Annotated in this window: 8 protein-coding genes; 7 read left to right on the top strand and 1 reads right to left on the bottom strand. The window is 61.1% G+C overall.

Annotation, left to right across the window (positions count from 1 at the left end):
* The 6 genes from EN884_RS13190 to EN884_RS13165 form a co-directional block, all read left to right on the top strand.
* On the top strand, nucleotides 1-398 hold a 398-nt coding region (locus EN884_RS13190; protein ID WP_245491927.1), incomplete at its 5' end, for a DUF4189 domain-containing protein.
* Nucleotides 383-928: an invasion associated locus B family protein gene (locus EN884_RS13185; RefSeq protein WP_063168902.1), complete on the top strand. Its 546-nt coding sequence runs from the start codon at nucleotides 383-385 to the stop codon at nucleotides 926-928. The genes EN884_RS13190 and EN884_RS13185, both read left to right, overlap by 16 nt.
* Nucleotides 929-1349: 421 nt before the next feature.
* Complete coding sequence (locus EN884_RS13180) at nucleotides 1350-2798, top strand: TolC family protein (protein WP_013529844.1); 1449 nt, start codon at nucleotides 1350-1352, stop codon at nucleotides 2796-2798.
* A 39-nt stretch (nucleotides 2799-2837) separates the two neighbouring features.
* A complete protein-coding gene (locus EN884_RS13175) occupies nucleotides 2838-4970 on the top strand; it encodes a type I secretion system permease/ATPase (RefSeq protein WP_013529845.1) in 2133 nt (710 codons plus the stop codon).
* 42 nt (nucleotides 4971-5012) lie between these two features.
* Nucleotides 5013-6302 (top strand): HlyD family type I secretion periplasmic adaptor subunit, encoded by a 1290-nt coding sequence (locus tag EN884_RS13170; protein WP_063168901.1) that lies wholly within the window; start codon nucleotides 5013-5015, stop codon nucleotides 6300-6302.
* Nucleotides 6292-6933 carry a ribbon-helix-helix domain-containing protein gene (locus tag EN884_RS13165; RefSeq protein ID WP_024502654.1) on the top strand — a complete coding sequence of 214 codons (642 nt, stop codon included), beginning with the start codon at nucleotides 6292-6294 and terminating at the stop codon, nucleotides 6931-6933. Before EN884_RS13170 ends, EN884_RS13165 begins: the two co-directional genes overlap by 11 nt.
* A 49-nt stretch (nucleotides 6934-6982) precedes the next feature.
* Here the strand turns inward: EN884_RS13165 and EN884_RS13160 are convergent, their stop codons facing one another.
* Nucleotides 6983-7912 carry a transglutaminase-like cysteine peptidase gene (locus EN884_RS13160; protein ID WP_063168900.1) on the bottom strand — a complete coding sequence of 310 codons (930 nt, stop codon included), beginning with the start codon at nucleotides 7910-7912 and terminating at the stop codon, nucleotides 6983-6985.
* 323 nt (nucleotides 7913-8235) lie between these two features.
* Here EN884_RS13160 and EN884_RS13155 point away from each other — a divergent pair.
* The coding region (locus EN884_RS13155) for a VCBS domain-containing protein (protein ID WP_206617590.1) at nucleotides 8236-9810 on the top strand (1575 nt) is incomplete at its 3' end.

Below are 9810 nucleotides of genomic sequence, written 5' to 3'. Positions count from 1 at the left end.
CCGACCTTGTGGCCCCATCGGAACCGCAACAGGAGGAAAAGGGCATATGGGCGGCCATTGCCTATTCGCAGGCCGATAGCAAATACGGCTTCTTCTGGGGCGCCGACAAGCGGCAGGAAGCGAAGGACATCGCACAGAAATATTGCGAGAACGCAGGCGGAAAGGCCTGCAACGTCGTCACCGTCTTCCGCAACCATCGCCATTGGAATGATGACGACGAGACCGGCTTTCCCTACAAGCACTGCGGTGCGCTTGCCGTGGCAGACAAAGTGGAGAACCGTTTCACGCCCTGGGGCGTGAACTCGGCCGAGACCCGTCGGGAAGCGGAGGATCTCGCTTTGCAGGCCTGCGAGGCGACGGGAGAGAAATGCAAGATCCGCGAATGGGTCTGCACATGAAGCTTGGCCCGAAGGCCGTCTCCGCATGTGGAGCAATTCTATTCTCATTGATGTCGCCGGCGTCTGCCCAGCAACAGGTGGCGGCTGTCCCGGATGGACCCTCATCGCTGCGTGAGGTCTATCAGGACTGGAGCGTGACCTGTTCGGTACGGGAAAAGGCGAGAGTGTGCTCGCTTGCGCAAGACCAGGTCCAGCAGAACGGGCAGAGGCTTCTTGCCATGGAGATCGCGGCACGCCCGGACGGTTCGACGACGGCTACCCTGCTTCTGCCCTTCGGCATCCTCCTTGATCCGGGCGTGACGCTGCAGATCGACGATCAACCGCCGTCCCCGCAGCGCTTCAGGACCTGCCTGCCGACGGGTTGCGTCTCCGTCTTTACGGTTGATCGGCCGACGCTTGGAAAGCTGAGGGGAGGCTCGGTGCTGAAGCTCAATGTCACGACGGACGCCGAGACCCCGCTGAGCTTCCCTGTGTCGCTTCGCGGCCTGACCGCGGCGCTCGACCGCATGGTGGCGTTGAGCGCAAATTAGGGTGCGCGCTGACCAGCTTTTGGCCGCAGTGAGCCACATGAAGCGTACGCCGGCCGCCGCGATGGAGTATTTTTGGACGCGGCATCCAAAGGGGCGTGCCTGAAAAAGGGCTCAACTTCAGGTTGGATCATCGACAGCCGCTATCCGAACCGGCCATGATTCTGGCCATACCGGCCCACTGGCCTGCCGTTTTTTGTGCTTTCCCACTGAATGCGGCGTCTGGATACAACCGCAGCGAGCCGACGTTATGTGCTATTTTTGCTACATCTCGCAGCCTTGTTGCCCAAAAAGGCTATTTAGCGATCTCTAAATCAATAATCGCTCACATATTTCGTGAATCTGTGAATAATCCACCGACGGGCAGGCCTTGGCTTGGTTAGCGCTCTGAAAAGGACGCTGGGGAAACGTTAGGGTGGGATTAATGAATACGACAAACATGTCGACCATAGGCAGGCGCCTTGGTCTTTTGATGGCGGCCACCATGCTGACCTGCGGCAGCGCTCACGCGCTCACGCTCAAGGAGGCGATGGCTGTCGCGGTGGAGTCCAATCCCGAGATTGGACAGGCGATCGAAAATCGCGAAGCCATCGAGTTCGAGTTGCGGCAGGCCAAGGGCCTTTATCTTCCCAGTGTCGATGTCGAGGCATCGGCTGGCGTTCGCCGGCTCGACAATCCGTCCCGGCGCTCTCTTTCCATCGAAGGCGATGCGCTCTATCCGGCTGAAACGGATCTTACCGTTTCGCAGACGCTTTATGACAGCGGCGGAAGGCGGGCCGAATTGAACCGTCAGGCATCGCGCGTCGACGGCGCTTCGTTCCGCGTTCTGGAACGGTCCGAATTCATCGGGTTGTCCGTTGTCCAGGACTATCTGGAATACATGCTGCAGGCCTCGATCGTTGCCGAAGCGAAGAAGAATCTCGGCTTCCACCAGGCAATTCTCGGCGACATCCGGCAAGGCATCTCGGGCGGCGCGCTGAACGAGGCCGACCGTCAACAGGCCGAGGAACGGCTGTTCGCCGCCAAGGCGCGCATGCAGGAGGCGACCGAGGAACTGGAAGCGGCCAAGATCCGCTTCTTCAAAACCGTCGGAAAGCCACTGACCAGCCCTTCGAGGCCTGGCGATGTTTCGGCCGCACTCCCGCGCTCGCTCGACGACGCGATAGGGTTGGCGCGGGAAAGCAATCCGCGCGTACACATGGCCAACAGCGACATCGACGCGGCGGCCTCCCTCGTGGACGCTGCGCGGGCAAAATTTGGCCCCTCCATCATCGCTGAAGGTCGGGCCCGGGCAGGAACCGACATTGACGGCGACGATGGCGACACCACCGACCTGCAGGCGCGCGTGGTCCTGCGCTGGAACCTCTACCGCGGTGGCATCGACAAGGCCAACGAGCAGGAACAGATCCGCCGCACCAGTGAACAGCGTCTCGCGCTGCATCAGGTCCAGCGCGAAATCGAGGAAGCCGTTCGCACCTCATGGGATCGCCGTTTCCGGCAAGCCGATCTGGCAAAGACCCTGAGGCAACAAGCCGCTGCCAATGAGAAGCTGGTTGCTTCCTATCGCGAGCAGTTCAAGGTCGGACAGCGCTCGCTGCTCGACGTGCTCGATGCGCAGAATACACGGTTCAACACGGCAACGCTGGCGGATACCGCTTCCTACGCATCGCTGTTTGCCCAGTACCGGCTCCTGGCCGCGACCGGACAGTTGCTGAAAACGATGAATCTCGAGCCGGCAAAGCAAGCGACGGCCTATGCACGCACCGAGTTCGCAGCACCGGAAACCGCGGACACAGAAACCTATGCGCGGACGCCATCGGAGCAGAAGAACGACCTGCCATTCGATATTCTCGCTCCGGTGAGGAAGAAATAGGACAGCACAAGGTCCAGCGAGCGTCCTGACGGGCAGATCGTGAACCAGCAACCCAACATCCTCTCCCCGAAGGAGGCGTTCAAGGCCTGCTTCTCGGCCGTTGCCGGATATCTCGGCAGGCCGAGCGCGGAGACCGTGCTGTTTGCCGGCGTGCCGCTCTCGGACACGCGAATTGCGGCCGACGACATCAGGCACCTTGCCGAACGCATCGGCCTGGAAGTCACCGAGTTCAATCATCGCGATTTTCTCAGGGGGCGTATCGACCTGCCGGCCATCGTCTTTCGCGTCAGCCAATTGCCCGTCGCCCTGCTGGCTCTAGGCGAAGGCGATGCGTATATCACCGCGCCCCAGGAAGACGGCCGCACCACGATCGGCCGGTCGGAACTGGCCGCCAGCTACATCAGCGGCGGCGCTTCCTTTTCGATCACCTATGCCAATGCCGCCGAGACCATGTCGGTCGGCTCGGCGGCCAGGATCGAGCGAAGACATTGGCTTACGGGGACGATGGGCGCTTTCTGGCGCACCTACTCGAAAGTCGTCCTGGCGGCGGTGTTCATCAATCTGCTGGCCATAGCCTCGCCGATCTTCACCATGAACGTCTACGACAGGATCCTGCCGAACAAGGCGATATCGACACTGTGGGTCCTGGCTCTCGGCATCGGTGCGGTCATCCTGTTCGACCTGCTTTTGAAGACGGCAAGGGCTTCCCTCATCGACTATGCCGGGCGCAAGGCGGATCTGCGGATATCCTATCTGCTGTTCGAAAAAGTGCTGAACTCGTCGCTTTCGGCGCGCCCCGGCTCGACCGGCGAATACGCAAACAGGGTCACGCAATATGAGTTCGTCAGGGAGTTCTTCACCTCCAACACCATAAGCGTGTTCATCGACACGGCATTCGTCTTCGTCTTTCTCCTTGTGATCTATGCAATAGGCGGCTGGCTGGTGATCATACCGGCGCTGGCCTTCGTGATGTCCGTCATCGTCGGCCTGGTCACCCAGCGCCGCATCGGCAAGCGCGTCGCCGCCTCGATGAACGAAGCATCGCAGCGCCAGGCCCTGCTGGTCGAATCGATCTCGACGCTGGAGACCATCAAGTCGCTGCGCGCCGAGGCGTATCTGCTGCGGAAATGGGGAGAGCACTCCAAGAACGCCGCCAACACGTCCGAGAAGATCAAGCAGCTTTCGGCGGCGGCGGGCAACATCACCCAGTCCATACAGCAGCTGGTGACCGTCGCCCTGGTCGTGGCCGGCGCCTATGCCTTCTCGGAAGGGCATGTTTCGACAGGAGCAATCATAGGAACGGTGATGCTGGCGAGCAGGGCCGTGGCGCCGCTCGGCCAGATCGCCATAACGTTGTCCCGGTTCCGCCAGGCCATGCTCTCGCTGAGGATGGTGAATTCGATCATGGCTCAACCGGAAGATCGACCCGACACGGTGGGCTTCGTCAACCGCCCCATCCGCAAGGGGGCGATGGTGTTCAGGAATGTCGGGTTTGTCTATCCAGGCTCGGAAAACGAAGTTTTGACCGGCCTGAATTTCTCGGTCAAGCCGGGTGAGCGGATCGGCATCATCGGCCGCATAGGATCGGGAAAGACGACGATGGGTCGGCTGGTCGGCCGGCTCTTCCTGCCGACTTCCGGTGAGTTGCTGCTGGATGGGATCGACATTCGCCAGTATCACCCGTCCGAGGTTCGCGCCGCGGTCGGCATCGTTGCGCAGGCCGGCGACCTGTTCTCGGGCACCATCAAGGAGAACCTCCTGATGGCATGCCCCGAGGCTACAGACGAACAGATCATCGAAGCGGCAAAGGCTGCCGGCGTCGATGATTTCGTTTCACGCCACCCGCGCGGCTACGACATGAATGTCGGCGAGCGCGGCACCAATCTTTCCGGCGGCCAAAGGCAGACGGTGGCGATCGCGCGCCTGCTGCTGACCAAACCGAAAATCGTCTTTCTGGACGAGCCGTCGGGCTCGATGGATCTTGCTTCCGAACGCCAGTTGATCAAGCAGCTCAAAGTCGCCTTTGACCGCGACACCACGCTGATCGTCTCCACACATCGGTTCAGCATGCTTGAACTGGCCGACCGCCTGATCGTTATCGAACAGGGCAAAATCGTTGCCGACGGACCGAAGGACCAAGTCATACAGGCGTTGCAGAAAACAAGCGCCTGACAAAACAATTATTGCTGCATCCAATGCGTTGGGGCGTGGGAAATGCTTGCCAGGGAAGATCGGCCGCCGCTGTTTGCGTCGGCGTCCATATTCATCATCGGAGCGCTCTTCGTCGTTTTTGTCGCCTGGGCGTCCTTTGCCGAAGTCGATGAGATCGCACGCGGCGACGGCAAGGTCATACCTGCTTCCAAGACCCAGATCATCCAGGCGAGCGAGGCCGGTGTGGTTCAGGAAATCGCCGTGACGATCGGCCAGGTCGTCAAGAAGAACGATCTCATCATCCGCCTGGACAACACGCTCAACACGTCCAGCCTTGGCGAGCAGCAGGCCAAGGCGCGCGCGCTGGAAGTGCGCATAGCAAGGCTGAAATACGAACAGGCCGGCAATCTCTCGGGCCCATTTCCGTGCCCGCAGGACATCCAGTCGGTCGCTCCGCAAATCTGCGACAATGAACAGAAGCTGCTCATCGCCCGGCGCGGGAACTTCGACAACAAGCTGTCCGTGCTCAAGTCACGCCTCGATCAGCGCGAGAAGGAACTTGCCGAGGCGGAGGCCAATTCCGATCGTCTTACCAAGAACCTGGCGGTCAGCGACCAGGAGGCAAAACTCGTCGACGCGATGGTCAAGAAAGGCCTGATGGCAAGGACCGAGCAGCTCCGGGTAGAGCGCGAACAGACCGAACTCAACGGCCAGCTGAACCTTGCCGGCGAAACGATAAAGAAGATCAAATCGTCGATCACGGAAGCTCAGCTTCAGGTCGAGGAACTCGGCCTGCAATTGCAGCAGGAGGCGTTGGACGACCTTACCCAGGCGCTGGCGGACCTTTCGGTGGTGGATGAGACCATAAGGGGAGCCACCGACAAGGTCGCGCGCACCGATATCCGGTCTCCCGTGGACGGCATCGTCAACACGCTGGAGCTGAACACGGTCGGCGCCTTCGTCCAGCCTGGCGCCGTCGTGGCCGGCATCGTGCCAACCTCCGAAACGTTGCTGGTGGAGGCACGGGTCTCGCCGCGGGATGTCGCCTTCATCCGGCCCGACCAGGAAGCCCTTATCAAGGTCACCGCCTATGACTTCTCGATCTTCGGCGGCATCGAGGGCAAGGTCTCCAACATCACAGCCGACAGCCTGGTCGATCAGAAAACGGGGGAGCCCTATTATCAGGTGCGCGTGGCGACGGACAAATCGACCCTTCAAAGAGACGGCAAGGCCTATTCGATCATCCCCGGAATGATCTGCTCGGTCGACATCAAGACCGGGCGCAAGACGATCCTGCACTACCTCCTGAAGCCGATCAACAAGGCGCGCGAGGAGGCGATGAGTGAGCGGTAGCGCCAGCCCTCATCATTCCGATCGCGAGCGGCTGCTTGCGCCAGTCGCCGCCGAGGATTTCGGGCTGGAGTTTCGGGTCGTGGCGCGCGGTGGCATACGGCGCGGCATTCGTCTGGAGCGGGCATTCTGGATGTCGCTGAAGCAGATGGCCGAAAGCAGGAAGTGCACGATCGGCATGCTCATCGACGAGATCGCCGAAAGCCAGGCCCAGACAGGCAATCTGACATCCGCGATCAGGGTGGCCTGCATGCGTGGGTTGGGGGACGAAAACCTGACCTTGCGAAGGCTTGCATCGATCAACACCATCAACGCCATACTGGTCGCGTGCCCGTCTCCGGCCTTTGCCCTGGCTTCTTCGAAGAAGATCCTGTCGTTCAACGCGCCGTTCCAGCAACTGGTCAAGCGCCAATTGCCGATCGCCCCAAGCGATGACGCACGGCACGACCTCAAGCTGGCGCTGGACCTCAATGTGGCCGACATCTTCACGCGGCTCGACGCCAATGGCGAATCGCCGGTGGCCACCGGTTTTGTCATCGGCGCGGGTGACCGTCGATACCGGGGGCAATTGAATGCGGTGCGGGCCCCGGTGCTCGAGCCGGAGCTGCTGATGGCGTTCGTCTTCGGCGGCTGAATGCCCGCCAGTCTTTGGCGAGAACCTATGGCTTGGACTGGCCGAAACCCTATGGCTGAAAACCTTCGCCGGGTGCGACGGTTGCGAAACCGCCCTTGATGTCGGCCATCTGGGCGCCGCCCGGTCTTGAACCGTGGATCCAGGCCCGGTCCGTGCTGAACGAATAGAGCGGGACGTAATCCGGGAGATCGCTGTCACGCATAACGGTGTTGCTGAGGCTGTCGAGAATGAAGGTGCCGCTGCCTGTGCTCACCGACAGCACTGCGTGAAAGAAGCCTCTCTTGCGATCCTGGAGGACGACAAGCGCCATGCTTTGCGTCGGAATGCCGGCCCTCAGCAGGGCCGTCATCTTGAGGATGGCAAAATCCTCGCAATCGCCGGCTCGCCGCTCGAGAATCTCCGAAGGCTTCGCCCAATAGTCGAGCTTGCCGTAGACGACGCTGTCTTTCCTGTAGGCGATCAGGCGATTGACGCTGCTGTTGACGAAGGACAGCTTCTCGCTGAATCCCTTGCCTTGAGCGGCAGCGATCATGCCGGCAAAAGCCGTGCTCTTGTGCTCGCAGGGGCTGCCTGCCGAACAAGCGGTGATTGCCCGGTAGACAGGCGCCCAGCGCGCCGCGACGGGAAAATTGCGCATGGACAAGGCAACCGATCCGAAGACCCCTGGAATAATCGACGCGGTCTGCACCGGATCTATCCCGGCGTCATCTCGCGCCGTTGACGAGCCGTCCCCGCGGCCGACATCCGGGCCATAGCTGCCGGTGACCATGCCGATCCGGTAAGCGTCCGCAGGCTGCCAGGGCTGGGGCCTCGTCAGTGAAACACCGCCGAGACAGGGCGGCGTCTGGACCTTCTCCTGGGGCCTGCCGGGTGCGGGGATATCGCTGGCGAATGACGGCCCCGCCAGGCCGACAAGCCCGATTGCCAGCAGGAGCATCTGGAGCCCGGTTTTCCCCGGAACCGATTTTTGCTTTTTCATAACGCCCACCTTTGACTGTGGACGCTACCAATCTTGTCTCAAATTATTGGAAAGGAAGGTGGATAAATATCCAGCAACTGTCTTCATCTATTTTATTTAAAATTTTATTCAATTTTATACTTCGATTTACCAAAATATCCCGGCCAGTCCTCCGTTAGGGAAGCCTCCGGAAGCCACCATATATCAGGTTATATTGTCGCGGTTTACCACGTGTAAAAAATGCCGAGCAATGCATATCATAGTATATGAAATAGATTAGGGGGCAGTTGCAAAGTAGAAATGGCCGCTGTCTCTATCCGGTAAATATCGGAGGGGTTTCAGCCATGACGAACAATATCGAGTTGGACAGCTTTTCGGGTTCCTTGAACGAGCATTCCGCGTCCAGTGAACACGGCGATCAGGCATCGCCGGCGGAGATCCGGGTCGCACAGGCAAATTCGACGCAGCAGGCCGCACCGGCAGCGTCCGAACCGGTGCCGGTCGATGTCGGCGGCGGAGCGCCCGTCAAGCCGGAAGCCCCCGCGGAAGGGAAGACGCTGCCGGCAGCTGCGCCGCACGAATATGTAGCCGACGCCAGCCACGTGGTAAGGCTTCCTGCCAACGCCTCCATCGACAACATCAAGGTCGACGGCCAAAACCTTGTACTCGAACAGGCCGACGGCTCGGTGATCGTGATCAAGGACGGCGCCCTGAACGTGCCGACCTTCATCATCGGCGACGTCGAGGTGCCGCGCGTTGCCTTGCTGGCGGCGCTGGAAGCCAGCCATGTCGATGTCGCCTTCGGCGCCGACGGTTCCATCTCGGCCGGCCCCGGCGGTTCGAATTCAAGCGCAGGCGGTGATTTCTCGGTTCCCCCCGGCGGCATCGGCGACGGGTTCGACCTGTCGGCATTGCTGCCGCCGACCGCCTTGCAGTTTGGGCTTCTGGATCGCCGCGAACTGTTCCCGTCCATCGTCGACAGGCCGGTTTCAGTGGTGGCCACGTCACTGCTTGCCCCGACCGAAGCGGCCAGTGAAACTGGCCTCGATGGCAACCAGACACAATCGCCTGGCAGCGACGCGCCAAGCAATTCCGAAACCTCAGGCATCGGAACGATCAGCATCGACGCACCGGATGGAATCGGGTCGATCGTTATCAACGGTGTCGCCGTCACCGGCGTCGGCCAGCAGATCCCGGGCCAGTTCGGCTATTTGGAGATCGTCTCCTACAATCCGAGCACGGGTGCTATCCAATACAATTACACGGTGACCGAATCGGTCACTCATCCCGAGCACACGAACGGGTTCGATCCCAACGACACGGTTCCGGACAATTTCAGCATCACTGTCACGGACGTCGACGGCGATTCGGCCAGCACCACCTTTGCCGTCGCCATCGTCGACGACGTGCCGACCGCGGTTGCCGATACGGACAGCGTGACGGAAGACGGCGTGACGGTCGCGGACGGCAACGTGATCACGGCCAGCGGCGGCGCGGACGCGAATGTGACGGACGGCGTCGCCGACGTTAAGGGCGCGGACGGGGCGACGGTAACGGGCGTCGAGGCAGGCACGGTCACATCGGCCTCGGGCCATGTCGGGTCGGCCGTGGCGGGCAGTTACGGTTCGATCACGATCGATGCGGACGGCCACTACAGCTACACGCTGAACAACGGCGCTGCGGCGGTCCAGGCGCTGACCACCGGCCAGCATCTGACGGACACGTTCACGTATACGCTGACCGATGGCGACGGCGACACCTCGACGACAACGGTCGAGATCACCATCAACGGCACCAACGACGTGCCGCAGGTCGTCGTTGACCAGGGCAACCCGGCCGGCGCGCATGATCAGGTCTATGAAGCAGGTCTGGCGGCGGGTTCGGCGGCCGGCGACGGCAGCACGGTTGCGACAGGCACC

Origin of the sequence: Mesorhizobium sp. M7A.F.Ca.AU.001.01.1.1 (assembly GCF_004022735.1) — a bacterium.
GTDB classification, from domain to species: Bacteria; Pseudomonadota; Alphaproteobacteria; order Rhizobiales; family Rhizobiaceae; genus Mesorhizobium; species Mesorhizobium ciceri.
This window is presented reverse-complemented; position numbering and strand designations above follow the sequence as displayed.

Bases quoted from the DNA above. Each gene is read 5' to 3' on its own strand.
- EN884_RS13185 (WP_063168902.1), top strand. From the start codon at position 383: ATGGGTCTGCACATGAAGCTTGGCCCGAAGGCCGTCTCCGCATGTGGA.
- EN884_RS13180 (WP_013529844.1), top strand. From the start codon at position 1,350: ATGAATACGACAAACATGTCGACCATAGGCAGGCGCCTTGGTCTTTTG.
- EN884_RS13170 (WP_063168901.1), top strand. From the start codon at position 5,013: ATGCTTGCCAGGGAAGATCGGCCGCCGCTGTTTGCGTCGGCGTCCATA.
- EN884_RS13160 (WP_063168900.1), bottom strand. From the start codon at position 7,912: ATGAAAAAGCAAAAATCGGTTCCGGGGAAAACCGGGCTCCAGATGCTC.